The organism is Bradyrhizobium arachidis (genome assembly GCF_024758505.1).
GTDB classification, from domain to species: Bacteria; Pseudomonadota; Alphaproteobacteria; order Rhizobiales; family Xanthobacteraceae; genus Bradyrhizobium; species Bradyrhizobium manausense_C.
The window spans coordinates 9,091,155-9,117,571 of sequence record NZ_CP077970.1; the positions used below are offsets into that span (position 1 = coordinate 9,091,155).

Sequence of the window (26,417 nt, forward strand, 5' to 3'; positions counted from 1 at the left end):
CAAGCGCATCATCCTACCGCACGGCGCCTTCGCCGATCAGCGCGAAGGGCGCCCAGATCGCAGGATAGGCATTGCGCGGCGACGAGGTGTCGTCGAGATAGGTTAACATCGCGCGCCGCAGAGCTTCGGCTCGACCGAGTTTTGCTTCGCTTTTGAGCAGGTCGAAAGTCGAGGTGGTCAAACGCGTGGCAGCTTCCGAATCAACAGCCCAATGCGAGACCAGCAGCGCGCGTGCGCCGGCATAAAAGAATGAGCGCGCGAGACCCGAGAGCGCCTCGGCGCCGGGCTTGTCGCCGGCAATCGTGTTGCAGGCCGACAGCACCACCCAATCGGCATTGAGCTTGAGCTGCGCGACTTCGCTCGCGGTGAGCAGACCGTCGTCGAACTCGGACGGCTGGTCGGGAATCGACAAGGCGAGCGACGGTTCGCCGACGCCTTTCACGTCACCCGCGACGAGACCATGGGTCGCGAAGTAGATGATGCTGTACTGCGCGAGCGGCGCACGCTTCAACACGGTTTCGTTGGCGTCGCGGCCGAGATGAATGTCGGCATCGGCGGCACCGACATCCTTCGCGACGGAGGTCAACTCGTCAGCGGTGTCGGGCAGTTGCGGCAGGGCCTGCGCGAGCCGCGCACGATCGACGCCCGCACCGCGCCAGAAATCGGTGTAGGCGATGGTCGCCACGCCGCGCGCCGCGACCTTGCCGGTGGCGCGCCGGTCGGCCGGTGCCTCCTGCGCGGGATTGAACAGAGGATCGCCAAAACCGGTCATCGGCTTGACGCTCTGATCCCTGCGCGCAAAGGCGCGCAGCGATTTCAGGCTGACGACCGAGGGCAGCACGGAGACCGCCTGACGCCGCAACAGCCATGCAGCCTTGCGATAGCCGTCGAGCGTATCAGGCACGGCCGCTTGCGGTTTCTCGGTGACCAGAAGGTGGAACGGCAACGCCGTCAGCGCACCGGAGGGCACGACGAGCAGGCTGCGCTTGTCCTTGGTCAGCGTCTCCACGGGGCCGAGCAGACTGACGTAGAGATCGTTGGCGACCGCGAGGTCGAACAGACCTGACTTGCCGGACGCATCGCGCGCCTTGCCGACGTCGAGACCTTTTCGGAAGGTCGCAACCTTCTGCGCGAGCGCGTCGGCACCGATCGGAATCTTCTTCCAATCGACGCCCTCACGCGTGATCGCGACGACATGGCTTTCCTTGTCGACAACAGAGTAGATCGCCATCGCCTCATCGGCCGACAGCAGCGCCTGGATCTCCTTGACTTGCAGCGGCAGCGGATTTGAGAGCAGCGCATAGTCCGGAAATTCGACCGCAAGGGCCTTTTGCAGGCCGGCGCGTTCGCCCGCGATGGCAGCGATGCGCTGCCGGCTGCGCTGCTCTTTGGCCGCGTCGCGCTGCGCCGACGGCTTTGAGACCGCTGCGATGATCGACTTGTCCAGCGCCTCAGCCTCAGCCGAAAGATCCTGGTCCTTGCGCACGAGTTCGGCGAGCCGGTCGCTGCCGGCGGCAAGACGCACGGCGAGCTTGTTCACGGCTGATGCGGCGGAGGATTGCGTGCCGCGCTGGATCGCGGCGAGCGCATCGTCCAGCGCCTTGTCCTCGGTCAGCAATTGCTGCTGCCGCGCTGCGAACAGCACCGGCAGGACGACGCGGAGTTGCGCGCGGTTATTGGCGAGCGTCCTCTGCACCAACGGCAGCGCATCCGACGTGCGCCCCGAGACCTGCAGGAAATTGGCAAGATTGCTGGTCGATGTCGCGACGTCCGGATGGTCGGGGCCGAGCGCGCGCTCGCGGATCGACAGCCCGCGGCGATAGAGCGGCTCGGCATCGGCATAGCGCTGCTCATGCTCGTAGAGGCCGGCAAGATTGTTCAGCGAGCGCGCGACGTCGGGATGATCTGTTCCCAGCACCTTCTCGCGGATCGCAAGCGAGCGCTTGATCGGCGCTTCGGCATCCGCATCGCGATTGAGGTCGCGATAGAGCTGGCCGAGATTGTTGAGAAGCGTCGCGACCGCCGGATGCTCGGGACCGCCGACCTTCTGGTAGATCGTGAGCGCCCGCTGGAACAAGGGCTCGGCCTCCGCATAGCGCTCCTGCTTCACGAAGTTCGTGGCCAGATTGTTGAGGGATTGGCCGACATCGGGATGCTCGCGCGACAGCCCTTTCTCGCGGACGGCGAGCGCGCGCTTGAACAGCGGCTCGGCGTCGGTCAGGCGACCCTGGCGCTGATAGAGCGCGGCGAGATTGGTCAGCTCGGCTCCCATCAGGGCATTGTCGGGGCCAAGGGCTTTTTCCATCAGCGCGATGGCGCGCTTCAAGAGCGGCTCGACCTGGTCTTCCTGGCCGAGATCGGCATAGACTTTGGCGAGATTGTTCAGTGCACCCGAGAGGTCGCGGGCATTGTTGGTCTTCTCGAGATTCGCGACCATCGCCTGCGCCAGCGGAAGCGCTTCCGAATATTTTCCGGCGCGGCTGAGCTCGTCGATCTTCGCGCTCTGCGCGGACAGGCCCTGAGTAAGGCCGGGCGCGGAAAAGGAGGCCGTGACGGCGAGCGCCAGACCTGCGACCAGCGCCAATCGATTACGTTGTGTCATGAAACCTCTCGGCTAGCGACCTCTGGGCATAGGTCGCAGCGATCGTCGCCGCCGTTCAACTTGTGGCGAGGCCATGGCGTCTTGATCGTCAGGCCTTGGTCATCAGGTCTTCGTCATCAGTTCTTGGCGCGGGCCTCGCCCGCCAGTCTGACCAGCATTTTGCGCAGCTCGGTTCCACTCGTGACCCGCTCCGGAAACTCCAATCGCAGCACGGTCTGGTCCCGCTGCATATCGATCCCCTCGGGGTCGCAGCCGGTGCAGCGCCAGTCGCCCTCGGCCGCGCCGAGCAGCTTTGTGGCGTAGAGGTTCATGGTGTCGCGGTGGTCGGCGTTCATGTGCTCGACCGCGCCCGCCTCGGCCTCGAGCAGGTCGCCGGCCCCCGCCAGATCGGTCAAAAACCGCTCCGGCTTGAGGTCGACGATCCGGCCAAAGCCGGCGACCAGATGGGTTCCCGTCGGGTTGATTCGGAAGAACGCGAAATCCTTAAATGAAACAAAGCCTTCGGCCGACGGATGGGCGGCGAGGTAGCGCCGGCGCACGATCTCCAGTTCCCCCTCCTCCGCCATTTCGGCGCGGCCGGACAGCATGATCCGCGCGCCCTCCAGCGGATCGCCCGGCGCCCGCTCGTCGAGCATCAGGGAGACCCGGCTATCGGCCAAAATATTCTTGGTGTGAATGGCGAGCCGCGAGATCAGGAGAATCGGCGAGCCGTCCGGGTGCCCCGCGAGATTGACCAGGGAACAATAGGGATCGCCGCTGCCGGCCATCAAGGTTGCCAGCGCGCCCTGCCGGGAGCGCCTGAGCAGCGATTTGGCGAGCTTTCCGGGGTCGAAATCGGGGGTCGGTTGCATCGGGTATTCCTAGGTATATGGTTGCGCTGCGGGCCTTTTGTCCGTAAACGGGGACCTTGATGTAGGTCGAAACGCGGCCGGTTTGTCGCGCTTCGTGGAACTTTGGTCACACTTCAGCCCAGCTTGCATTGCTCGGTGACACAAGTTCGAACCCTAGATGTATGCGGCGCACCACTGGATTGCTCGCCGTTTTAGCCACGCCACCAAACGGAAAGCAGGCTCATGCCCACAATCGCTTTGGTCGACGACGACCGCAATATTCTCACATCCGTATCGATCGCGCTGGAAGCCGAAGGCTACCGCATCATGACTTATACCGATGGCGCCTCGGCCCTCGACGGTTTTCGCACCACCCAGCCCGACCTTGCCATCCTCGACATCAAGATGCCGCGCATGGACGGCATGGAGACGCTGCGCCGGCTGCGGCAAAAATCCGACCTGCCGGTGATCTTCCTCACCTCCAAGGATGAAGAGATCGACGAGTTGTTCGGCCTCAAGATGGGCGCCGACGATTTCATCCGCAAACCGTTCTCGCAGCGCCTGCTGGTCGAGCGCGTCAAGGCGGTGCTGCGCCGCTCGGCGCCGAAGGATCCGACCGCCGCGCCGAAGGAGAACGACGCCAAGGCGCTCGACCGCGGCCTGCTGCGCATGGATCCGGAGCGTCACACCTGCACCTGGAAGAACGAGCCGGTCACGCTGACGGTGACCGAATTCCTGATCCTCCAGGCGCTCGCGACCCGACCCGGCGTGGTGAAGAGCCGCAACGCGCTGATGGACGCCGCCTATGACGACCAGGTCTATGTCGACGACCGCACCATCGACAGCCACATCAAGCGGCTGCGCAAGAAGTTCAAGGTCGTCGACAACGAGTTCGAGATGATCGAGACGCTGTACGGCGTCGGCTATCGCTTCAAGGAAGCCTGACGCGAGACGCCTCGGCCAAGGGGCCTTCCAAGGGACTTTGCGGACTGACGTCGCCGTCGGTCTCGGCTAATATGCCGGGGAATAACCGCACGACCAGTCCTAACGCGGGCATAAGCATTGCTTGACCGGACGCAGCCTGATGCAAACCTGAACGCCGCGGACACAGCGTCCGCGGGCGTTCTGGATCATTCAGCTGACGTAGCGCCGCAGGCAAAGGGCTGGCGTCCCCTGAGCTGGTTGAGCCGCGCCGGGCAATTCTTTTTTGCGCTCTCGTTTTCGAGCCTCACCCGCCGCATCGTCTCGCTCAATCTTGCCGGCCTCGTCGCGCTGGTCGCGAGCATCCTTTACCTTTCGCAGTTCCGCGCCGGCCTGATCGACGCACGGGCGCAGAGCCTCCTGGTGCAGGGCGAAATCATCGCCGGCGCGATCGCGGCCTCCGCGACCGTGCAGACCAACACCATCACCATCGACCCCGACCGGCTGCTCGATCTCAAGCCCGGCGAGAGCTATGGCGGCTCGGATGACTATTCGCCGCTGGATTTCCCGATCAATCCGGAGCGCGTCGCCCCGGTGCTGCGTACGCTGATCTCGCCGACCAAGACGCGCGCCCGCATCTACGATCCCAATGGCGGGCTCCTGCTCGACAGCCGCAACCTCGAGAATGTGCTGCGCTACGACCTGCCAGCGCCGGCCGCCGCGCCCGGCTTTCTCGAGCGCGGCACGATCGCGGTGCGCACCTGGCTCAACCGCGGCGACCTGCCGCTCTATCGCGAGCTCGGACCCGAGAACGGCAACGGCTATCAGGAGGTCGCCGACGCGCTCCAGGGCCAGAAGCGCAGCATGGTGCGCGTCAATGCGCGCGGCGAGGTGATCGTCTCGGTCGCCGTCCCCGTGCTGCGCTCGCGCGCGATCCACGGCGCGCTGATGCTGTCCACGCAAGGCGACGACATCGACCAGATGGTCACCGCCGAGCGCCTGGCGATCTTGAAGGTCGGCGGCGTCGCGGCCGCGGTCATGATCATGCTGTCGCTGCTGCTCGCGAGCACGATCGCGGGGCCGGTGCGCCGGCTCGCCGACAGCGCCGAGCGGGTCCGCCGCCGCATCAAGAGCCGCGTCGAGATTCCCGACTTCACCCGCCGCCGCGACGAGATCGGCCATCTGTCCGGCGCGCTGCGCGACATGACCAACGCGCTCTACAGCCGCATCGAGGCGATCGAGATGTTCGCCGCCGACGTCGCGCATGAGTTGAAGAACCCGCTGACCTCGTTGCGGTCGGCGGTCGAGACCCTGCCGCTGGCGCGCAACGAAACCAGCCGCGCGCGGCTGCTCGAAGTGATCGAGCACGACGTCAAGCGGCTCGACCGGCTGATCTCCGATATTTCCGATGCGAGCCGGCTGGATGCCGAATTGCAGCGCCAGGACGCGATTCCGGTCGATCTGCGCCGCTTGCTGACGACGCTGACCTCTGTCGCCAACGAGACAAAACTCGGCTACGACGTCGCGGTCGAAGCACGTTTCGAAGGCCGGGGCGCCACCGACGGCCTGTCCGTCACCGGCCATGATTCGCGCCTCGGACAGGTGATCTCCAACCTGCTCTCCAACGCGCAGTCGTTCTCCGAGCCCGGCAACAAGGTGCGCCTGACCTGCCGCCGCGTGCGCTCCGAGATCGAGATCGTGGTCGACGACGACGGCCCCGGCATCCGCGAGGACGCGCTCGAGCGCATCTTCGAGCGCTTCTACACCGACCGCCCGCATCAGGGCTTTGGCCAGAATTCCGGCCTCGGTCTCTCGATCTCCAAGCAGATCGTCGATGCGCATGGCGGGCGCATCTGGGCCGAGAACCGGCCGGGCCCGCTGGACGCCGATGGCGCGCCGACGGTTGCCGGCGCGCGCTTCGTGGTCAGGCTGCCGGCGCTATGAGCGGGGACGGCGCCAGCGTTCACGCCTCCGCAGTCAAGATCGGCAGTCGGGCAGTCCTGATCCGCGGGCCGTCCGGAGCCGGCAAGTCGCGACTCGCCTTCGACCTGATCGTGGCCGGGCGCACCGGGGCGATCGAAAGGGCCGTTCTGGTCGGTGATGACCGTGTCCATCTGGCGACAGTCGGCGGAGAAATTGTCGTCCGCCCGGCCCCCAATCTGGCCGGCCTGATCGAGGTCCGGGGCCTCGGAATCCGCCGCTGCGACTTTGTGGAGCATGCGACGGTCGACCTCGTGGTCGACCTGGCCGCTGACGACGCGGAACGGCTTCCCCCGCCCGAAGCCCTCCTTGTCAGCATTTTTGGTGTCAAAATACCGCGAATCCCGGTCGGAGCGGGTTACCAGCCCCTCCCGCTGGTTGTTGCGGCCTTGACCACTACCAAGAGTTCATCTTCCCTTAACCCTTCCGGCGATTGTTTGAAGGGAAATTGTAACCATATGAACCCCACACTCGCGACCGAATAGACCGGCGCGGAGCCCTCATCCATTCCGCCAGATTCCGGGAGATGCGCAACATCCCCTCTTGCGCGGGGGCTCCGGATGGTCAAAGTGGCGCGTTCGTGCGGCGCACCAAGAGCGCCCGCGAGGAGTTTTTCCGATGATTGGTCTAGTACTTGTGACCCACGGGCGCCTTGCCGACGAATTCAAGGCGGCGCTTGAACATGTCATGGGTCCGCAAAAGCAAATCGAAGCGATCACGATCGGTGCCGAAGATGATTCCGATCTTTGTCGAAGCGACATCCTCGAAGCGGTCAGCCGGGTCGATTCCGGCGACGGCGTTGCGATCCTCACCGACATGTTCGGCGGCACCCCGTCCAACCTTGCAATATCCTGCATGAGCCGGCCGAAGGTCGAAGTGCTCGCGGGTATCAACCTTCCCATGCTGGTGAAGCTCGCAAAGGTGCGCGAGGAGCGTTCGCTCCCCGACGCGATCGCGATGGCCCAGGAAGCGGGCCGCAAATACGTCACCATCGCCAGCCGCGTGCTCGCCGGCAAATGAGCGACGACGGCGCGCCACTCGCAAATCCGTCCGGGACGGGCGTGCCCAGCGGTGCCCTTTCAAAAGAGCTCCTGATCACCAACAAGCGCGGCCTGCATGCGCGCGCCTCGGCGAAATTCGTGCAGGCGGTCGAGCGCTTCAACGCGCAGGTGTGGGTGACGCGCGGCGGCGAGACTGTCGGCGGAACCTCGATCATGGGCCTGATGATGCTGGCCGCCGGCCCCGGCACCACCATCACCGTCGCCGCTGCCGGCGCGGACGCCGAAGCCGCGCTCGCGGCCATCACCGAGCTCGTCGAGAGCAAGTTCAACGAAGAAGGCGTTTAGCCGGTCACTTAGTCGGCGGCGCGATGTAGACGTTCCACGTCATCGACGGGCCGGCCTTGCCACCCGTGAAGCGGCGCGTGGTCATCACCATGCGCTCGGCATTGGGCGCGGTTTCCGAAACCCATTTCTCGAACGCAGGCAGGCGGCCGTCGGTCGGATCGAATACGCCGATGAAGCCGAGCCGTTTGACATCCTCGGGCGCGATCAGGCCGGAGTTCCAGGCTTCGTTCGGCGTGAAGGGTTTTGGATGATCCGGGCTGTAGAACGCCATCGGCTGGATCGTTTCCATCGTGCCGGCGACGACCGGCCAGGCTGAAGCAAAGCGCGTGCGCCAGGCCTGCGTCAGCTCGCGCGCCAGCTCCGAGCGCGCGCCATAGGTCGCCGTGTTCCCGGTGTTCGCCGCCATCTCGCGCGCCGCGATCCAGGGCGAAGCCGCGAGCGTCGCAAGCGACAGCACGAGCCAGATCGCAGCGATGTTGAACAGGCTCGCGCGCTGCACGCGCAGCGTCGGAATCGCGATCAGCGCCAAGGGCACCAGGAAGAACAGCGAGATGCCCCAGTCGGTCTTCATATAGATCGAGAAGACGAGCGCGCCGAGCGGCGGCCCGACCGCGACGATGATCTGGATGATCCAGACGTTCAGCGCCTGCGAGACATTGACGCCGGGATTTGCGCCGCGCGCCCAGGCCCGTGTGACGATGCTCAGGGGATTTTGCAACAGCAGCCGCCACCACGGCGGCACCAGCGCCATCGCGAGTGCCGCGAGCGCCACCGGCAATGCCAGCAGCGCAAAGTTGTGCAAGGCATAGCCGAGCACGAGCTGGATGACGAAATTGCGGTCGTCGAGGCTGTAGGTGTCGCCGGCATAGGTCAGCGGCACGAAATGCGCCTCGGCAAGCCAATAGAGATGCGGGGTCATCGCGACGGCGAGCGTTGCGATCGCAACCCACGGTGCCGGCGAGCGCAGGAACTTCAGCCGCTCTGGATGAATCAGGGCGGCAAGCCCAATGGCGCCGATCATGGTCAGCACCCAGTACTTTGTCATCAGCGCGAGCGCACCGGCGAGACCGAGCCAGATGCCCGACTGCCAGCTCCGTTTCTCGAACGCGTTGAGATAGGCCAGCACCACGAGCGGCAGCGTGACGAGCTGGAGCAGGTCCGGGTTGTACTTAAAGCCCTTGAAATTGAAGATCGGGTAGAGCGCGACCATCACCACGACGAGGAATGCGCGCTTGCGGTCGACGACGCGCAAGGCGACGAACCAGCAGATCACCATGCCGACGCCGACGGTCGCCATCGCGAGCGCATAGGTCGCCCAGTCCGTGGCCGGGAACAGCTTGAACCAGAGGCCCGCGACCCAGCCGGACAATGGCGGATGCTTGCCGTAGCCGAGCTGAAACTTCTGGCCCCAGGCGTAGGCTTCCGCGACGTCCATGTGGACGTCCTGTGCTGCCTTCAGATTGATCAGGACGAGGGTCCAGATCACCGCATGCAGCAGCGCGATCTGGATCACCAGCCACAGGCCGGTCTCTGGCCGCGTGGCACGGGCGACCAGCCAGGCCATCAGCCGGCCATAGCCGAGGGGGCTTTTGGCGCGCGTCGCGGTGGGCAGGATTTGGGTCGTCGACATCGGCCGTTGCTAGCGCGTTTTCGCACCCGGTGGAATCAGCTTGGCGTGAAGAAAGCCCCTGAAAATACAGTAATATGGTTGCCGCACGGGGATGTGAGTGGTATCCCGCGCCCCATGACGACCGCCCCCATTTCCAACATCCGCAATTTCTCCATCGTCGCCCATATCGACCATGGCAAATCGACGCTGGCCGACCGCCTGATCCAGATGACGGGTGGGCTCTCCGACCGCGAGATGGCCGGCAAGGAGCAGGTACTCGATTCCATGGATATCGAGCGCGAGCGCGGCATCACCATCAAGGCGCAGACGGTACGGCTGAAATACCGCGCCAAGGACAGCAAGGATTACATCTTCAACCTGATGGACACGCCCGGCCATGTCGACTTCGCCTATGAAGTCTCGCGGTCGCTGGCGGCCTGCGAAGGTTCCCTGCTGGTGGTCGACGCCAGCCAGGGCGTCGAGGCGCAGACCCTCGCCAATGTCTACCAGGCGCTCGACAACAATCACGAGATCGTGCCGGTCCTGAACAAGGTCGACCTGCCCGCCGCCGAGCCCGACAAGGTCAAGCAGCAGATCGAGGACGTGATCGGCATCGACGCCTCGGATGCGGTGATGATCTCGGCCAAGACCGGCGTCGGCGTCCCCGATGTGCTGGAAGCCATCGTCACCCGCCTGCCGCCGCCGAAGGGCGATCGCGATGCCACCTTGAAGGCGCTGCTGGTCGACAGCTGGTACGACGTCTATCTCGGCGTCGTCGTGCTCATTCGTGTCGTCGACGGCACCATGAAGAAGGGCAGCCGCATCCGCATGATGGGCACGGGCGCGGCCTACGACGTCGAGCGCGTCGGCTTCTTCACGCCGAAGATGGAGCAGGTCGACGAGCTCGGCCCCGGCGAGATCGGCTTCATCACCGCGGCGATCAAGGAAGTCGCCGACACCCGCGTCGGCGACACCATCACCGACGACAAGAAGCCGGTGTCCGAAATGCTGCCGGGCTTCAAGCCGGCAATCCCGGTGGTGTTCTGCGGCCTGTTCCCGGCCGATGCCAACGACTTCGAGACGCTGCGCGCCGCGATGGGCAAGCTCCGGCTCAACGACGCCAGCTTCTCCTACGAGATGGAAACCTCTGCCGCGCTCGGCTTCGGCTTCCGCTGCGGCTTCCTCGGATTGCTGCATCTGGAGATCATCCAGGAGCGGCTGTCGCGCGAGTTCGATCTCAACCTGATCGCGACCGCGCCGAGCGTGATCTACAAGATGCACCTGACCGACGGCACCGAGCTTTCGATCCACAATCCCGTCGACATGCCCGACGTCGTGAAGATCGCCGATATCGAGGAGCCCTGGATCGAGGCCACCATCCTCACGCCGGATGAATATCTCGGCAGTGTGCTGAAGCTGTGCCAGGACCGCCGCGGCGCGCAGAAGGAGCTCACTTACGTCGGCTCGCGCGCGATGGTGAAGTACGATCTGCCGCTCAACGAAGTCGTGTTCGACTTCTACGACCGCCTCAAGTCGGTCTCCAAGGGCTACGCCTCGTTCGACTATCATCTGACCGACTACAAGGTCGCCGATCTCGTCAAGATGCAGATCCTGGTCAACGCCGAGCCTGTGGACGCGCTGTCGATGCTGGTGCACCGGACCCGCGCCGAAGGCCGCGGCCGCGCCATGGTCGAGAAGATGAAGGAGCTGATCCCGCCGCACATGTTCCAGATCCCGATCCAGGCGGCGATCGGCGGCAAGGTGATCGCCCGCGAGACCGTGCGCGCGCTGCGCAAGGACGTCACCGCAAAGTGCTACGGCGGCGACATCACGCGTAAGCGCAAACTTCTGGAGAAGCAGAAGGAAGGCAAGAAGAAGATGCGGCAGTTCGGCAAGGTCGACATCCCGCAGGAAGCTTTCATTGCCGCGCTGAAGGTGGATAGCTGAGGCGGACTCAACCTCTCCCGCTTGCGGGCCCCTGGAGAGCTTGCGCGCAAAAGTCTCTACACCGTCATGGCCGGGCTTGTCCCGGCCATCCACGACCTTTCGTCTAGCACCAAGAACGTGGATGCCCGGGACATCTAGCGCGAAGACGCGCTTCTGCCCGGGCGTGACGAGTTTGTGGCGCGGACATGCCCCAACGTGATTCGCGTATTCGTCAGTAGGTTCACGGCCGCCAAACAAGAAGCATCGAAACAACCCCATGCACAGTAGCCGGTGACGGCAGGCGCGACGCATTGCTGATTTTACGAAATTCGCTTGACACGTCGGGCAAATCGGTGGCATAGTGCCATCATTGCAGCGCGTTGGCCGGTGGAGTCCTGCTGGAGGACGAAGATGCATCGCTCGATCAACGTGATCGCGGCCGTAGGCCTTGCACTTGGTGGCGCCCTGGGAATGGCCGGGGCCATGGTGACGCAACCAAACGTGCAGGGAATCCTGTGGGCGATCGACGGTTCGGGACTTGTGATGGCCGCAGCACTGCTCGCCACAAAATACTTTCGCGCAGGACATGACGTTGTCGCCGGCGGCTTTCTGGTGTTTGCGATCGGCGAGGGTGTCATCATGCTTTCGGGCCCGGCCGCAGGTGTTGCGGGCAGCATAGGGGCATTTGCCACCGGCAGTGCTCTTTGGGCGACGGCGCTTCTCCTCATCAGCGTTCCAAAGGTGTTCGCCATGCCAATCCGAATCCTTGGTATCGTGAGCGCGGCCTTGTTCATCGTCACCGCGGCGAGAATCTTCTGGGGCGATCCGCTGCAGCCAACAGCCACACCGTTGCCGACCCTCGCCTATCCGGTGCTGGTCGCGACCTTCGTCGGTTGGATCTGGACCCTCTGGCGGGAAGCCGACGGCAAATAGCGTTCGTGCGCGCTGCCTGTTCACACCCAGCGTCGCACCCGAGTGACATAGTCGTCATAGGCCGCGCCGAACTGCCGGCGCATCTTGGCTTCCTCGAAGGGAATGTGCACCCAGTTGGCCGTCGCGAAGACTGCGACGGGCGCGATCAGCATCGGCCATGCGCCGACCCACACCGCGATGCCCAGAGCGAGAAGCACGAGGCCCAGATACATCGGATTGCGGGTGAACCGGTAGGGACCGCTGGTGACCAGTTTGCGATTGGTCGGTGACGTCGGTTCGATCTCGGTGTCCTCACGCCGGAAAAGGATGAAAGCCCACACCGGCGAAACGAATGCAATGGCCACCAAGGCGATTCCGAGCGGCGGAAGCGGCAGGCCCGGGAGCTTCGGCCAGCCAAGCCACCAGCTCAGTGCGGCACTGAGCAGGATATAGATCAACGTCCAGATCGGTGGAGGGAGCTTGAGCATGGCCGAAGTCCAACCGGATGAAACGCTCATCGTCTCACTTGCTGTCGCTGCGTCTCGCTACCGCAAGAATTTGTTCGCTTTGGGTCTATTGTCCCGGCGCGGATTCGACGCGTCCTGAGGTAGCGAAGACAACCGCCGTCTGCGCTCTGCAACTCACAATCAACTGATCCGGGCATGAGAGGGATGCTGCCCGTCATATTGCCGCCGCGCGGCGGATAGGCCACCATCCCGTCGCGCACCATCAACACAACAAAAAGCGCGAGGAAACGCATGAGCAAGCCTGATAGCTTCGACTATGGCTGGGTGATCGTCGGCGCGGGTGCGCTGATGACTTGCGTCGGCTTCGGTACGATGCTGTCGCTTGCGGTGTTTTTGCAGCCGATCTCGGAAGCGATGGGCTGGTCGCGCGCTGGTGTGTCGGCCGCCGCCACGCTGGATTTCCTCTGCATGGGCGTTGCCGCGTTTCTCTGGGGCACGCTGTCGGACCGGTTTGGCACCCGCATCGTGGTGCTTGCAGGAAGCGTTCTGCTCGGGCTCGGCCTCGTCACCGCGAGCCAGGCCGCACATTTGTGGCAGTTCCAGCTTTTCTTCGGCGTGCTGATCGGCATCGCCGCCGGCAGTTTTTACGCGCCCATGATGGCGCTCGCGAGCGCGTGGATCGAGAAGAACCGCAGCTTGGCTGTGGCACTGGTCTCCGCCGGCATGGGCGTGTCGCCGGTGACGATCGCACCGACCGCAAGCTGGCTGATCTCGACCTATGACTGGCGCACCGCGATGCTCGTCATCGGTATCGCAGCATGGGTTCTGCTGATCCCCGCCTGCTTCCTGGTGCGCCCAGCCCCGCAAGCGGTCGATACGGCAACCGCCGACGCAGCACCCGAGACGGAGCTGACCGCGGCGCAGGCGCTGCGCACGCCGCAATTCATCGCGCTCGCCGCCGCCCATTTCGCCTGCTGCGCGGCGCATTCCGGACCGATCTTCCACATGGTGTCCTATGCGATGATCTGCGGCATCGCGCCGCTCACGGCGGTGACGGTCTACAGCGTCGCCGGCGTCTCCGGGCTCGGCGGGCGCCTGCTGCTCGGCGCGCTGGCCGACCGCATCGGCGCAAAGCCCGTGCTGGTCGGCGGCCTGTTCGTGCAGGCGATGTGCATCGCGACCTATCTCGCGGTGGCGAAGCTCGGCGAATTCTACGCGCTCTCGGTCGTGTTCGGCCTCGCCTATGGCGGGGTGATGCCGCTCTATGCGGTGCTGGTGCGCGAGTTTTTTGGCGCGCGCATCATGGGCACGGTGTTCGGCGCGGTGTCGGCGTTCGCAAGCCTCGGCATGGCGCTAGGTCCCTGGGCCGGCGGCCTCGTGTTCGACAATTTCCAGCGCTACACATGGCTGCACGCCGGCTCCTTCGCGATCGGGCTTGCCGCCGTCGCGGTGGCGCTGAGCTTTCCGTCCAAACGCGGGCAATCGCACGACCTCGGCCGCGCCGCGGCCTGACGATCACGACACAGCGGAGCCTGTAACCGCTGCGGCCGGTGCGGTTTCGCGTGGCGCGCGGCGGCCATTCAGCACCACGCCGACAATGGTGAAGCGCACCAACAGGTGATAGCTCGCCAGCATCAGCGGAAGCGCGACGACGAGAATGGTTGCGAACTTGATCGGCCCGGGCCAGTCGAGTTGCGACACCGCGACCTGGAGCGCCATCACGATCGGCAGATGGATCAGATAGAGCCAGTAGGACGCGTCGGCGAGATAGCGCCGCATCCGACTGAAGCCGGACATGAACCGCAGCGCGAGGCCGACGAATGCAAAAGTCGAAATCCAGATCCCCAATGCGTAGAGAACGATAGAGACCAGTCTGAGCGTGGCGAAGGAGACGGGCAGTTTGGGCGCACCCGGCGCTGAAATCATCACGCCTGACAGCACAAAACTGATCAGGATCAGGGCGAGTGCCGCCACGAGATTCCATAGCCAGCGTCGCTCGAAAAACCGCAGCAGATCGACCTGCCGGTGCAGCAGCCAGCCGACGCCAAATGCGGTGCCAAAGCCGATCCAGGCTTGCGCGTTGGTGACGAGGGATCGATCCGGCGTTCGCACACCCACACTGCTGGTCCATGTCGGGTCGAGGCTGAAGGCGATGCCGATCGGGATCGCCAGGAGCAGCGGCGCCAGCGGATTGCGCATGATCGCTGCGAACAGGCGGTCGAGGAATGCGCGCAGAGCGCCTGACGCATCGAGCCAGACGATGGCGCTGCGCAGCAGGAGCATGGCGACATAGATCTCCAGCAACACATAGAGAAACCAGAGATGCGTGAGGGGGAAGTTGGGCAACGCCGGCAGCCAGGCCGGGGCGCGCGAGATCGGAACGCCATTCGGAAGGTCAGACGCCCAGATCAAGACCAGGCCAATCAGCGTGAACAGGATGGGCCAGCCGATCACGAGCGGCAGCCCGATCCGCTGTAGCCGGTCCCTGACAAAGCCCCAGATGCCCCGGCGGTGAAAGCTCATGCGGGCGAAGAAGCCCGCGATCAGGAAGAAGGTCGTCATCCGGAAGACATGGATGGCGAAGGACAGCAGGCCCAGGGCCAGGCTCGGATGGGTGTCATGAATGGGCCAGAGTCCGGAAACCGGCACGAACGACATGATTGCGTGCAGGACGATGCCGAGCAGCAGGGCGTAGGCCCGGACCGCATCGAGGGCGTGCAGGCGTTCCGACGGGGAGATGGTCAGGCGGGTCATGAGCGGGCTCGCTGGCGCATTGCTTCTGCCAGGCAATCTGCCCGATCCTGGCGGGGCGCTCTTGCCCGATCCAAAAATCGGCTAGCCGATTTCTCGTCGCGGCTGGCCGATTTCCGGCGGCGCTTGCGAGGTCAGAGCCTCGCGCCGGAATTCGCTCGGCGTCATGCCAGTTTCGGCCTTGAAGGCCCGATTGAACGGTCCGATCGACTGAAAACCCGCATCCATGGCGATGGTCAGCACCGGGACCTCCCGTTGCGCCATGTCAGATAGCGCGACCCTGGCATCATCGATGCGGTAGCGGTTGAGGAAGGCGTTGAAATTGCGATAGCCGAGCCCCTCGTTGATTGCCTGGCGGAGCCGGTACTCGGGAACGTCGAGCCGTGCCGCGAGCATCCCGATCGCGAGGCCTTCCTGACGGTAGATTCGCTCCACCTTCATCAGATGGTCGAGGCGCCGCAGCAGGAGGGGATCGACCGTAATCCCTTCCGTGATGGCACGGTCGGTCACCCCCGTTTGCCGGCTGGTGTCGCCGGATGCGATCGCGGCGGTGGCGTCGTTGACAGCCACAGCCGCCTGGGTGCCGAAAACACCGACGCCGGCAAGCATCGCGGCCACGAACAGGCCAATGGCGGCCGGAAGGCTGTCGGACCCGCCGGGGATCGCGACGGGATGTTCTGCAAGGCTCGCTCCCGCGACGAGCGCGATGAACATGATGTTGATCGCAAAAATCGCCAGCCGCAGCCGGCGCCGCCGCTCGACCAGGTCGACCCGCCAGGTCTTGACCGTCTGCACCGCAGCCGCGAGCGCCAGCACCACGGCCACCAACGACAGCACCTTGCCTCCGGCCTTGGAGAAGGCGGGCCAGCGCGTCCAGGCCAGCGAGATCGTGAAACCGAAAGCGACGATGCCGCCGCACACCGCGCCGTGCCATCGCCTGAGTACGAAATCGTCGTCGAACGCCACGCGCGCCCACAGCCAGACGATGGCGGGCAGCGAGGACAGTAGCGGCATGGTCCACCACCAGGACGATTTTGGAAAGAACGGCGCGCTCGTGATCGCATAGAAGATGCCGCCGGCGGACATGGCCATGCCCAGCAAGGCATATTGATTGGTCGCGCGCCGCTGCAGCGTCACGAGGATGATCAGGAGGAAGACGCCGCTCGTCGCGCCGCGCAGCCCGAGATCGATGGCCGTGAGCCCCATCGCATTCACAATCCGCATTCCCCTGTTCGAGATCCAAGTCTCGCATCGACCCCGTGCGGGGACAACCCAAACTTGCAGGCCGGCCCGGCGCCAAAGCGCGATGAGTTCAGGTTGAAGCCGCCTTGATCGTGCCGGACGGATAGGCCAGCAGCGCCCTGGCGCCCGATCCGACAAGGAGGTGCGAGGGAACGCATGAACAAGCCGCAAGGGTTCGATGCAGCAGCTCGGCAAAGTCGACGTCCCGCGGGAAGCTTTTATTCCCGCGTGGAAGGTGGATAGCTGATCCCACAGTCGTTCCGGTACATCGCGAAGCGATGCCCCGGAGGACTTGTGAACCGCACAAGCTCTCTTGCTCCAACCCTCATCGACGCTGCACGGAGGCAGCCAAGACTTCGCTCCGCACACAAATGACCTTGACGCGCTCGTCGGGCTCGAGCTCCCGACCAATGGAGGTCCCAGCCAAGTAAGCCTGTCCATGCAGGAAGCATGTAGCCGGGCTTCCGAACTCGGCCGGGACGCGAAAGACAGCCGTCGCATTGTGCCGGGTGCAATCCTGAGGATCGGGTACCGCGGCAACCGAGCAAATGAGAACCAGCGCCGTCAGCACCCGGACGCTCCAATCTACCTGGCCGAAAGACCAACCGTCTTTGACGTTACCGCGGTCCCCTCCGCCACCCGTGGCCGCGGCGTCAAGACTGCCACTTGATGAGGAGAAGCGGGCATGCCGCGCCAAGTCAGAGCAGGACTGGCCGCCTGCTCCTCAACGTTCGCTGATCCAAGCACCGCCACCTGATGCCGGGAAACCGGAAAGCCCAACACTTCGAACGTCGGAAGCTCTCCTGCTGCTGCATTTGCTCCTTGTAAGGCGACCGCGAGTCCTGCGCTCAATAGCAACCTCTGCATGGCACTCTCCCTTAGCAAACAGAGATATTCGCACCACGACTTCCAACTTGACCCTGCTTCAATTCGCCGACGCTCCATGGGGCCGCGAGCCCAGCATCTGACACACCGTGATGCAGGGAAACAGCGAACTCCCTGCGAGGTCCTGGGAAATTTGCCTGACGTCGCACCAAGCCGTATCGAGCGGCGGCTGAATGTTGTAGTCTCAACAGGCCATCACGGGTCCCTCGCCATGCGGGAGACAAAGGTTCTTCGGCGCCTGCCGGTCTTCGATCTCAAATGGTCGCTGTTGAGACAAGTGGCGGCCGTCGCGCTACTCTGTTTTCTTGGTGGAGCGGCAATCTCCGTGTTCCAGGCAGAACAGGAAACGTCGAAGGCCAATCGGGCCGTCGGAGATGCTGTTGGCAGGTTTCTGGAAAGGCCGCTTCTGTTCGCTGTGGACGTGCCTCCCGGCGTCGCGCCGGGAGGCAGAAATCGCTTTGATCTCCGAGCGCGCTTTCGCGAGATGGATCCCTTTCTCGACCAGGTGATAAGCCCGGGTCAGTGTGTGCAGCTCGACGAAGCCGGGAAGGTTGTCGTCTCCAGCTGCCTGGGCTTCCGCAGTCCGCAGGGCGAGGCACCGGCATGGTTTTCGGCTTTCTATCGGTGGGCGGTCGGCAGTCGGATGACCTACGAGCGTCCCGTCACGCACCAGGGTCTCGTACTTGGCAAGGTCATCGTCAGCTCGAACCCATCAGCCGTGACGGCGCGCGCCTGGTCTGATATCTCGCGGATGCTCGGCCTCTCCGCTGCGACGATCGGCGCTCTTGGCGTCCTGGTGTATTTTGTCGTCGAGCGTGCGCTGCGGCCGACGAGAGATGTCGTGAGCGGCCTCAACCGGTTAGCTGCGGGCGATCTGAAGTGCCGCCTCCCGCCGTTCCGGCTTGCCGAGTTGCAACGCATAAGCAACGTCTTCAATGATCTGGCAACCACCCTGGAAGTCGCGACCTCCGAGCGTGCCGACATGGCCCGACGTCTGGTGGAAGCCCGGGAGCAGGAGAGGCGTCACCTCGCACGAGTGCTTCATGACGAGCTGGCCCAGAGTCTCAGTGCCATGAGTGCGACGGCAGCTTCGATCAAGGTCACCGCCTCGACTGATTGTCCATCCCTGGTTCCCGAAGCTCAGGCCATCACGGAAACTGCGGGCAATATCATGAAGGGGCTTCGCAGGACCGTGCAGGAGTTGAGACTGCAGGAGATCGACGATGTCGGTCTGCTCACGAGCCTTGAGGAACTCATCGCCGGTCATAATCGCCGCAGTTGCGGGAAGACCCGATTCTTTCTTGAGACGCACGGCGACCTGAACGCACTACCCCCGGCAATTACCGGTCACATCTTTCATATCGTCCAGGAGGGCCTGACAAACGCTGTGAAGCATGCGCAGGCCGCCAACGTGCATGCCATGGTGCGTATCGACCTTACTCAAGACGGTGCGCCAGGGTCTGCCGCCGGCCTGGTCGAGGTGACCGTTGAGGACGATGGTGCGGGACTGACGCAAGAGATCAGGAGGGAGGCTGGTTTTGGCCTCGGCCTGATCGGGATTCGCGAGAGAACGCTTGCGCTGGGTGGCCAGATGAACGTTGTGTCGAGGTCAGAGAAGGGCCTCATCCTCAGTGTCGCCATTCCTGTTTTGAATGCCCCGGGTTCAGCATCATGAGGTCGCGAAATATCAGCGTCATGCTTGTCGATGACCACGCGGTTGTGCGTGAGGGATACCGTCGGCTTCTTGAAAAACATGAAGGCATTACAGTCGTCGCAGAGGCCGCCGATGCGGCAGGTGCCTATCAGGCCTACAAGAGTCAAAGGCCCGATGTTGTCGTCATGGACGTCTCATTGCCAGGTCGCGGCGGCATTGATGCCATTCGCCAGATACGTCAGTGGGATCCAGCGGCGCGCCTGCTGGTTTTCACCATGCATTTGAGCGCGACATTCGCTCTCCAGGCCTTCAGGGCCGGTGCAAAGGGCTTCGTCACAAAAAGCAGCTCGCCCGAGTTTCTAGTCAGCGCGGTGTGTGACGTGGCTAGCGGCCGTGTCGCAATTTGCCCCGAGATTAGTGAAGCCCTTGCAAGGAGCCGCTTGCAGGAGGATGCAAGCGTCATTGATACTCTCTCTCCACGTGAATTCGAGATTTTGCGCATGGTACTTGATGGTCGGTCGGGCGAGGGAATAGCCGCCGCACTCAATCTCAGTCCGAAGACTGTCTCGAACTACCACTACGCCATCAAATCGAAGCTCGGCGTTTCGTCCGATGTTGAGCTTGTGCTCTTTGGGCTGCGAAGCGGGTTGATAACGCTAGCGGAGGAGCGCGAGCGCTAAAGCGCGATGGTGTTAGGCCGAATCACCATCGCGCTTTAGGTTTTTGTTTAAGCATGATCTTTCCGGAAAAACCGCTGCGCACTTTTCCGGATCATGCTTTAGACAATTTCGGATCTGACCAACACGAGTCCCTCACCATCTTGATCCTCTCCATCAAATAGACCACCATCGCATTTCACGGCTCACAACAGAATGGGCGAGGAAACGCGGGATGCGCGCAACTGTCGGATTGGATCTCGTCGAACGTGCCCGCGCGCTGGCGCCGCTGATCGCCGGCGAGGCCGATGCGATCGAGCGGCAGCGACGCCTGACCGAGCAGGTCGTGTCAGCGCTGATCGACAACGGGCTGTACCGCGCGCTGTTGCCGCAAAACCTTGGCGGCGCAGAAGCCGCCCCTGAAATCTTCATGCAGATGCTGGAGGAGATCGCGAAAGCGGATGCGTCGGTGGCATGGTGCCTCGGGCAAAACAGCGTCTGCGCGATGATTGCGGCGTGGCTCGACCCCGACACCGCGCACGAGATCTTCAACACATCACCGGGCATTCTCGCCTGGGGCGCGATCGCGCATGAGGCGCGGGCCGTGGACGGCGGCTATCGCGTCACCGCGCGCTGGGATTTTGCCTCGGGCTCGCGTCAGGCGAGCTGGCTCGGGGCCCATGTCCGCATCATCGAGGCCGACGGTACGCCGCGCAAGAGTGCCGACGGCTCGCCGGAGGTTCGCACCATCCTGTTTCCGGCCACGAGCGCCACGCTGCACGATGTCTGGGAGGCCATCGGGCTCGCCGGCACCGGCACCGATTCCTATTCGGTCGAAAACCTCTTCGTCCCCGAACGGTTTTCGGCCTTTCGCGACGTGACGTCGGCGCTGCGCGAAAAGGGCCCGCTGTACAAGCTCGGCACCAGCGCGAGCTACAGCCTCGGCTTTGCCGCCGTCTCGCTCGGCGTGGCACGGGCGACGCTGGACGCCGCGATCGCGCTCGCGCGCGGCAAACATCAATCGCTGCAGGTAAAGGCGATGCGCGACAACAATGCCGTGCAAGGTCTGATCGGTCGCACCGAAGGCAATTGGCGGGCGGCGCGTGTCTATCTCTATGCAACGGCTGATACGATGTGGCGCGACCTCACCGCAACGGGCGAGTTCAGTGACGCGCATCGGACTGCGGTGCGGCTTGCGTCAACCTGGACCATCCATCAATCCGCCGCCGTGGTCGACGCCGCCTATCACATGGCGGGCGCCACGGCCGTGTTCCGCAGCAATCCGTTCGAGCGGCGGTTTCGCGACATGCACGCCATCGCCCAGCAACTCCAGGCGCGCGATACGCATTTTGAGGACGTGGGAAGGACGATTCTGTTCTCCTAGAGGAGGGAAGGTCGCCGCCCCAACACTCCGCTGTCATGCCCCGGCTTGACCGGGGCATCTAGTACGCCGCAGCCGATCCGCTCAATCACAACCGCCTCTGGAATACTGGGTCGCCCGGTCAAGCCGGGCGACGACAGCGGTGGGTGGGAGAGAGCCGCCCTATCCATCCATCGTAACGCCATTCCCCTCCAGATCCTCCGCCACGACACGCAACAGCACCTCTTTCGACGCGCGACGCTCGCGCACCAGCTTGCCCTTGATCAGCGGCATGGTCATGCGGACCATCGCCTGTGCCAGCGGGTTGGCGCTCTCCGGCCGCGCGCAGCGGATCGACAGATGCGTGCCACCGCTCTCGAGCGGAGTGAACTCCGCCGTCTCGCGCACGACCGTGCCGAACGGCGTGTGGATGTGATAGGTCACGTAGTCGAAGGGACGCCAGTCGACGATGTCGTGCACGATCTGGTCCTTGCCGTGAGCGCAATGCTGAGTCGAACCGAGCGCGACGCGGCCGGCGGAAAGACCCGTCATGCGCATGGCGTCGATGCCCTGCTGCCAGCGCACCTTCTTGGCGACGTCGGTCACATAGGTCCAGGCCACGGCCGGCGGCACCGGCAGGTCGCATTCGATCGGTTCGAAGGCCTGCGGCTCGCTCTTCTCGACCACAATGCGGCGCGCCGCGCGCCAGCGCGCAAACACCGGCGCGAGATCGTAGACGAAGCAGGCGGTGTCGCCGAACTCCTCGCTCGGCTCGACATGGGGAATCGTCTTCGCAAAAAACTCCGGCAGCGCCATCGCGTCCGCGGCCTGCGCGGTGATCAGTGCATAGGCCTTGATGCCGGTCGCCTTGATCACCGAATTCTTCATCAGCCGGTGCAGGCGGATGACCTCGGGCCCCTGCAGCTCGTTGCGCCCAGCCAGCGTCTGCATGACATAGGCACCGTGATGCAGGAAGAATTTCAGGTCGAGCTTGTCCATGTTGCGGCAGGCGTTGCAGGTGCAGGTGGTGTTGAGCCGCATCGCCGCGAGCGTGTTGGCAAAGCTGCAATAGATGCGCTCGATGGCATCGAGCGGGAATTGCGGCTGCGGCAACCGGGCGTCGGGCAAGTAAGCCAGCGCCGCATCGCCCTGAAAGTTCGACAGCACGATCGGCGCCTGGATCTCGGCCAAGATGCTCTTGAACAGCGCATCCAGCACGCCCTGCGCGTGCTCCAGCTCCGAGCTGGTCAGGAACATGGTGTAGCCGGTGATGTCGGCTACCAGGAGAAAGCCCTTCTCTGCCATAGCCGTCGCCCTCCTGTCGTGACGACCCGAGATACGGGGAGACTAGCAGAAAGTTGCAAGCCTTGACGAGGGCAGATCGAGGCTAGGCCGCCGCCTCCGGCTGCACCCGGCGCGCGCCGAACAGCCGGCCGCGCCAGCCGAGGCCAATGACGACGGCGAGCATCACGAGAAGGACCACGGCCGCAGCGATGCTGATGACGCGTTCGGCGGGCGAGCAGAAATAATTGCGATCGAGGCAGTCGTTCGACAACACGCCGGCCTGCAAGCCGGCCTGCAAGACGGCATCGAGCGTCACGACATAGAGGATGATGCCAACAGCGAGCCAGGCCAGCGTCACCAGCGTGCGCCGCAGCCGCGACGGCATCGCCGCATCGTTGATCTCTTGCCGCTCGGCGATAAACTGCCCCGCCCTGGCCTTGGCCGCGTCGCGCATCTGCACGGTGGAGCGCGTCAGGAGATCGTGGACGGTCTGGTTGCGCCGCGTCGCGGCCATGATCACGAAGGAATACCAGCCGAGCAGGCTCTTGATGACGAAGCGGGCGAGCGCCTTGGCAAAGCTGACATTGCCGCCGCGGTCGTCGACCACGCGCAGATTGGTCCAGATATGCCCGAGCGTACCGCCAAAGCGCGAGACCAGGAGCGGCTCGTAGAGCAGGAGGAGCGCAACCGCTGCGACGCCCAGGGCGCGCGCCGCGGTGTCGCTCCTGATGTTGCTGGCCAGCGCCACGGCGCCGAACAGCACGGCCATCGCGATCATCCAGTCGAGCAGCATCCCGCGCAGACGCCGCGAGAAGCGCGCATAGCGCGGCGCGGCTGAGGCCGCCGGATCAAGAGGGTTCATGGGGGCACCTGTCGCGTTCATCCCATGATCAGACGCGGCAAGCCGGCTTCAGGTTCGATGTTCAGGCGGGAGATATCACAGTCAGGCGACCATCGCGTCGGTTTCGCCGCCGTCCACACCGCGCTGCGCCCTGAGCAAGCTGACGATCTCGGTATTCGGGCGCGCCTTGCTGAACAGAAAGCCCTGGCCTTCGTCGCAGCCCTCGGCGCGAAGGCAGCTCAGCTCGGCCTCGGTCTCGACGCCTTCGGCGGTGATGGTGACGCCGAGACCCTTGCCGAGGCTGATGATGGAGCGGATGATCGCCTGCGCCTCGCGGTTGGCGCCGAGATCGCGCACGAAGGACTGGTCGACCTTGATCTTGTCGAAGGGGAAGCTGCGCAGATAGCTCAGGGACGAATAGCCGGTGCCAAAATCATCCATCGAGATCCGGACGCCGAGGGCGCGCAGCGCATGCAGCGTCGCCAGCACCTGCGCGCTCTTCTCCAGCAGCAGCGTCTCGGTGATCTCGAGCTCGAGCCGGCGCGGCGGCAGGCCGGACTGTTTGAGCGTATCGGTCACGACCGACAGCAGATTGCCGCTGTGCACTTGCAGCGGCGACAGGTTCACGGCAACGCGAACGTCGTCCGGCCATTGCGCGGCATCGCGGCAGGCGCTGCGCAGCATCAGTCCGCCGATCGCGTTGATCAGCCCGGTCTCTTCGGCCACGGGTATGAACTCGCCCGGCGAGATCATGCCGCGTTCGGGGTGCGGCCAGCGCACCAGGGCCTCGAAACCGGTGATGCGTCCGCTCGAAAGGTCGATCAGCGGCTGGTAATACGGGCGCAGCAAATCGTTCTGGATCGCATCGCGCAGCTCGACCTCGATCTTGCGCCGGGTCTGCGCACGGGCGTCAAGCGCGGCCTCGAAGAACGAGAAGGTGCCGCGCGAATCGATTTTTGCGCGTGACAGCGCCATGTCGGCGCTCTTCAGGAGTTTTTCCGAATCGTCGCCGTCGGAGGGCGCCATCGCGATGCCGATGGAGGCGCCGATCACGACGGAATGACCGTCGAGCAGATAGGGATCGGCGATCGCCTCCAGGATCCGTTTGGCCAGGCCCACGGCGTCTTCCGGCCGCGTCAACCCGCTCTGGACGATCGCAAACTCGTCGGAGTTGAGCCGCGCCAGCGCATCTTCCTCGCGCAAGGTCGAGCGCAGGCGCTTGGCGACGCCGCGGAGCAGCTTGTCGCCGATCGTGTGACCGAGCGTGTCGTTGACCGCCTTGAAATTGTCCAGCCCGAGCATCAGCACCGCGACCTTCTCGGCGCTGCGCCGCGTGTGCAGCAGCATCTCCTCCATGGTCTGGCGCAAGAGATTGCGGTTCGGCAGCCCGGTGAGGCCGTCATGCTGGGCCATGAAGGCGAGCCGCGCGTCGGCGCGCTTGCGTTCGGTGATGTCCATCAGCGCGACCAGCATGGCCGGCCGCTCCGCATAGACGAGCTCGCGGGAATAGATCGCGAGGTCGATCAGCGCGCCGTCGGCCTTGACATGCTTCCAGGTGCGCGCGGCCTGCTCCTCGACGGTCGGATCGGTGGTCCAGGGCGGCTCGCTCTCGAAAGCCTGCAAGGACCGGATGGTGAGCTTTTCGAAATCGGCGCGGCTGTAGCCGTAATGCACGACCGCGGCGTCGTTGACGGCGAGGATGCGCTCGTCGTCCAGCGCGCAGACGATCATGGGCACGGGATTGCCGTCGAACAGCAGGCGGAACGACGCCTCGCGCTGCTTCAGTTCGGTGATGTCGACGCGCAGTCCGACGACGCCGCCGTCATCGGTCAGCCGCTCCTCGATCAAGATGACGCGACCGTCGGACAGTTTTTGCTCGTGCCGCTCGCCGGGCTGATAGAGTTTTTGCAGCCGCTCGGCGATCCATTCGGCTTCGTGGCCGGCGGCCTCGGGGTAGTCGCCGCGCGCAACGCCGATGCGCAGCGTGTCTTCCAGGCGCGCGCCGTGTGCGAACAGATCGGCGGTCTTGCTGTAGATCTCGGCATACTTCTTGTTCCAGAGAACGTAGCGGCCCTCGGGATCGAGAAACACGATGCCCTGCGGCAAGAGATCGATCGCCTGGCGTATCCGCTCATGCGACTTGCGCGCCTCCGCGATTGCGGCTTCCGCTTCGGCGCGGCTCTGGAGAAGCGCATCGATCTCGACCGGCGCACCGTTGGGGCTTGCGGCCGTCTGCGCAGTCTTGCGCAGCCGTCCGGCTGCCCAGGCCAGCGACCTGCGCTTTCCTTTCTTTGTTTTTCTCGCACCCAAACTCAACTTCAGCCGCCTCACTCGCGCCCAGCGGCGCAAGTTGTCCGACAAGTCTCTGAAAAAACAGTAATCTCGGGCACGCCGAGGCTTGCGTCATTGCGGAATACGGACACCGAGTGCGCTTTCGTGCCTGTTTGCCGGGCGCGGCGGACGGAGCTGGCGTTTCAGGCCCATTCGACGCGTCGCTTTACGAGAGGACGTGCCGTAAAATTGCGCGCGGCCATGACTGATTTCCGGCGCCGCGGTTCATTGCATGCAGATACGGATATTCCCGGCCCGAACGCACGAATTTTAGTCAGTGCGAGGACAGGGTTATCGCAGCGTTAAGAACAGTCGCGCAGGAGATCGCGCGCCTACGACCTTCGACTCAGTTCGTGATCTGAATAGTCGTGTTGCGCGGCCCTTCGCGGCTGACCAGTGCGAACAGGGTCGCGGCGTGCGCGGGGTGCAACCGGACGCAACCATGCGAGGCCGGACCGCCGAGGCGCGAAATATCTGATGTGCCGTGGATGGCAAAGCCGTAATAGAAGAAGATCGCGTGCGGCATCGGCGAATTGTAGTACTTGCGCGAGAAGTAGCGCCGCATCATCGACTGCGGATGAAAGGTGCCGTTCGGCGTGCCGTAGCCGCTGCGTCCCGTGGACACCGGCCAGTTGTAACGCGGCGAGCCATCGACGCTGACCGCCATGCGTTGTGACGATTTGTCGATCTGCACCCTGACGTCGGCCCTGACGGGCGTCGCCGCTGGCACGGCCAGGACGCATGCGCCCAAGATCGCGCGCAAGGCGACCCGGCTCCCGAGCCGTGTTGAAAGCCCTGCCATTCCAAAAGCCCCGCAGCT

General features: G+C 64.2%; 21 protein-coding genes. 11 read left to right on the plus strand and 10 right to left on the minus strand.

Translation table 11 applies throughout. The features are described 5' to 3' along the window. Positions 1-13: 13 nt before the first annotated feature. Both KUF59_RS42380 and KUF59_RS42385 read right to left on the minus strand, forming a co-directional pair. Positions 14-2,602, minus strand: coding sequence for a CHAT domain-containing protein (locus KUF59_RS42380; protein WP_212457977.1), 2,589 nt, complete (start codon positions 2,600-2,602; stop codon positions 14-16). Positions 2,603-2,718: 116 nt separating this feature from the next. Continuing rightward, a complete protein-coding gene (locus KUF59_RS42385) occupies positions 2,719-3,453 on the minus strand; it encodes a HugZ family pyridoxamine 5'-phosphate oxidase (protein WP_212457978.1) in 735 nt (244 codons plus the stop codon). 222 nt (positions 3,454-3,675) lie between these two features. Between KUF59_RS42385 and KUF59_RS42390 the strand changes: the two genes are divergently transcribed. The 5 genes from KUF59_RS42390 to KUF59_RS42410 all read left to right on the plus strand — a co-directional run bounded on the left by KUF59_RS42390 (position 3,676) and on the right by KUF59_RS42410 (position 7,679). After that, the gene (locus tag KUF59_RS42390; RefSeq protein WP_027520846.1) at positions 3,676-4,377 is read left to right on the plus strand and encodes a response regulator transcription factor; all 702 of its coding nucleotides are present in this window, start codon (positions 3,676-3,678) and stop codon (positions 4,375-4,377) included. A gap of 117 nt (positions 4,378-4,494) precedes the next feature. After that, positions 4,495-6,297 carry a sensor histidine kinase gene (locus KUF59_RS42395; RefSeq protein WP_212457979.1) on the plus strand — a complete coding sequence of 601 codons (1,803 nt, stop codon included), beginning with the start codon at positions 4,495-4,497 and terminating at the stop codon, positions 6,295-6,297. Beyond that, positions 6,294-6,818, plus strand: coding sequence for an HPr kinase/phosphorylase (locus tag KUF59_RS42400; protein WP_212457980.1), 525 nt, complete (start codon positions 6,294-6,296; stop codon positions 6,816-6,818). The genes KUF59_RS42395 and KUF59_RS42400 overlap by 4 nt, the downstream gene beginning before the upstream one ends. Before the next feature lie 133 nt (positions 6,819-6,951). Further along, on the plus strand, positions 6,952-7,353 hold the full coding sequence (locus KUF59_RS42405) for a PTS sugar transporter subunit IIA (RefSeq protein WP_212457981.1): 402 nt from the start codon (positions 6,952-6,954) through the stop codon (positions 7,351-7,353). Further along, complete coding sequence (locus tag KUF59_RS42410) at positions 7,350-7,679, plus strand: HPr family phosphocarrier protein (protein WP_212457982.1); 330 nt, start codon at positions 7,350-7,352, stop codon at positions 7,677-7,679. The genes KUF59_RS42405 and KUF59_RS42410 overlap by 4 nt, the downstream gene beginning before the upstream one ends. A 4-nt stretch (positions 7,680-7,683) precedes the next feature. On the opposite strand, the gene KUF59_RS42415 is transcribed toward KUF59_RS42410, so the two are convergent. Continuing rightward, entirely contained in the window at positions 7,684-9,309 is a 1,626-nt protein-coding gene (locus KUF59_RS42415) for a glycosyltransferase family 39 protein (protein ID WP_212457983.1), read from the minus strand. Between the two features lie 114 nt (positions 9,310-9,423). Here KUF59_RS42415 and lepA point away from each other — a divergent pair, with 114 nt between their 5' ends. Both lepA and KUF59_RS42425 read left to right on the plus strand, forming a co-directional pair. Further along, the gene (gene lepA / locus KUF59_RS42420) at positions 9,424-11,235 is read left to right on the plus strand and encodes a translation elongation factor 4 (RefSeq protein WP_212457984.1); all 1,812 of its coding nucleotides are present in this window, start codon (positions 9,424-9,426) and stop codon (positions 11,233-11,235) included. A gap of 390 nt (positions 11,236-11,625) precedes the next feature. After that, complete coding sequence (locus KUF59_RS42425; protein WP_212457985.1) at positions 11,626-12,147, plus strand: hypothetical protein; 522 nt, start codon at positions 11,626-11,628, stop codon at positions 12,145-12,147. A 20-nt stretch (positions 12,148-12,167) separates the two neighbouring features. Here the strand turns inward: KUF59_RS42425 and KUF59_RS42430 are convergent, their stop codons facing one another. Then, positions 12,168-12,614 carry a methyltransferase family protein gene (locus KUF59_RS42430; protein WP_258768036.1) on the minus strand — a complete coding sequence of 149 codons (447 nt, stop codon included), beginning with the start codon at positions 12,612-12,614 and terminating at the stop codon, positions 12,168-12,170. 270 nt (positions 12,615-12,884) lie between these two features. Between KUF59_RS42430 and KUF59_RS42435 the strand changes: the two genes are divergently transcribed. Further along, positions 12,885-14,105: an MFS transporter gene (locus KUF59_RS42435; RefSeq protein WP_212457987.1), complete on the plus strand. Its 1,221-nt coding sequence runs from the start codon at positions 12,885-12,887 to the stop codon at positions 14,103-14,105. Positions 14,106-14,108: 3 nt separating this feature from the next. Here KUF59_RS42435 and KUF59_RS42440 read toward each other — a convergent pair whose 3' ends face one another. Both KUF59_RS42440 and KUF59_RS42445 read right to left on the minus strand, forming a co-directional pair. Next, positions 14,109-15,347: an acyltransferase family protein gene (locus tag KUF59_RS42440; protein WP_212457988.1), complete on the minus strand. Its 1,239-nt coding sequence runs from the start codon at positions 15,345-15,347 to the stop codon at positions 14,109-14,111. 81 nt (positions 15,348-15,428) lie between these two features. Beyond that, positions 15,429-16,568, minus strand: coding sequence for an AraC family transcriptional regulator (locus KUF59_RS42445; RefSeq protein ID WP_249140268.1), 1,140 nt, complete (start codon positions 16,566-16,568; stop codon positions 15,429-15,431). Positions 16,569-17,682: 1,114 nt separating this feature from the next. On the opposite strand from KUF59_RS42445, the gene KUF59_RS42450 reads away from it, so the two are divergent. From KUF59_RS42450 to KUF59_RS42460, 3 genes are all read left to right on the plus strand, one after another. After that, positions 17,683-19,146, plus strand: coding sequence for a histidine kinase (locus KUF59_RS42450; RefSeq protein ID WP_212457989.1), 1,464 nt, complete (start codon positions 17,683-17,685; stop codon positions 19,144-19,146). Continuing rightward, on the plus strand, positions 19,143-19,805 hold the full coding sequence (locus KUF59_RS42455; RefSeq protein WP_212457990.1) for a response regulator: 663 nt from the start codon (positions 19,143-19,145) through the stop codon (positions 19,803-19,805). The genes KUF59_RS42450 and KUF59_RS42455 overlap by 4 nt, the downstream gene beginning before the upstream one ends. A 211-nt stretch (positions 19,806-20,016) precedes the next feature. Further along, positions 20,017-21,165 carry an acyl-CoA dehydrogenase family protein gene (locus tag KUF59_RS42460; protein WP_212457991.1) on the plus strand — a complete coding sequence of 383 codons (1,149 nt, stop codon included), beginning with the start codon at positions 20,017-20,019 and terminating at the stop codon, positions 21,163-21,165. Positions 21,166-21,324: 159 nt separating this feature from the next. Here the strand turns inward: KUF59_RS42460 and KUF59_RS42465 are convergent, their stop codons facing one another. From KUF59_RS42465 to KUF59_RS42480, 4 genes are all read right to left on the minus strand, one after another. After that, complete coding sequence (locus tag KUF59_RS42465; RefSeq protein WP_212457992.1) at positions 21,325-22,446, minus strand: DUF2652 domain-containing protein; 1,122 nt, start codon at positions 22,444-22,446, stop codon at positions 21,325-21,327. Between the two features lie 82 nt (positions 22,447-22,528). Beyond that, positions 22,529-23,287: an RDD family protein gene (locus tag KUF59_RS42470; RefSeq protein WP_212457993.1), complete on the minus strand. Its 759-nt coding sequence runs from the start codon at positions 23,285-23,287 to the stop codon at positions 22,529-22,531. A gap of 81 nt (positions 23,288-23,368) precedes the next feature. Continuing rightward, positions 23,369-25,465 carry an EAL domain-containing protein gene (locus KUF59_RS42475; RefSeq protein ID WP_258770084.1) on the minus strand — a complete coding sequence of 699 codons (2,097 nt, stop codon included), beginning with the start codon at positions 25,463-25,465 and terminating at the stop codon, positions 23,369-23,371. A 478-nt stretch (positions 25,466-25,943) separates the two neighbouring features. Continuing rightward, the gene (locus KUF59_RS42480) at positions 25,944-26,399 is read right to left on the minus strand and encodes a L,D-transpeptidase (protein ID WP_212457994.1); all 456 of its coding nucleotides are present in this window, start codon (positions 26,397-26,399) and stop codon (positions 25,944-25,946) included. Between the last annotated feature and the right edge of the window lie 18 nt (positions 26,400-26,417).